This window comes from Thiorhodococcus mannitoliphagus (assembly GCF_010915725.1).
In the GTDB taxonomy this organism is placed as follows: Bacteria; Pseudomonadota; Gammaproteobacteria; order Chromatiales; family Chromatiaceae; genus Thiorhodococcus; species Thiorhodococcus mannitoliphagus.
In genome coordinates, this window is the sequence record NZ_JAAIJR010000467.1 from 1 (window position 1) to 450 (window position 450).

At 52.0% G+C, this 450-nt stretch carries 1 protein-coding gene; it reads left to right on the top strand.

The window, feature by feature from the left end; all coding sequences use genetic code 11:
- Window positions 1-213: 213 nt before the first annotated feature.
- On the top strand, window positions 214-378 hold the full coding sequence (locus tag G3480_RS27410) for a hypothetical protein (protein ID WP_164657309.1): 165 nt from the start codon (window positions 214-216) through the stop codon (window positions 376-378).
- Window positions 379-450: the final 72 nt, after the last annotated feature.

Here is a 450-nt window from a genome sequence, read left to right on the forward strand (position 1 = left end):
TTCATGAAGGTTCATTCGGTTTTCATTCGAAAACCACTTGCGATGGCCGTCTCGACTTCGAGAGATCAATGCCTTAGGCGCCAATGCGTCCCTATTGATCGACCTCGACGCCGAAACTTCGACCATGGAGCCATATTTTAAGCCATTGTCCTGCAAGATGAAACAGACTTTTCGGTCAGGCACTAACTTAATGGCAGTGACTCGGAGCCTCCCATGACACACCCGCAATCCCGACAGACCCTGGCACCGATCGATCTGCCGCCGCTGCCCGACGAGGCCGTCGCCGCCCTAATGGACTTCCTCCACGAGATCGTCTTCCAATTCGAAGGCCGCTACTTCGGCCAGCTGCAGCGCTATGACGCCGACCACACCCCATAGCCGTCAGGCTAAGAATAGCCAACGTTATTCATTTTCCATAAACCATTTATATTTCAATCTATTGAACAACTC

Excerpts from the sequence above, each read along its gene's own strand:
- G3480_RS27410 (WP_164657309.1), top strand. The coding sequence starts at position 214 with ATGACACACCCGCAATCCCGACAGACCCTGGCACCGATCGATCTGCCG.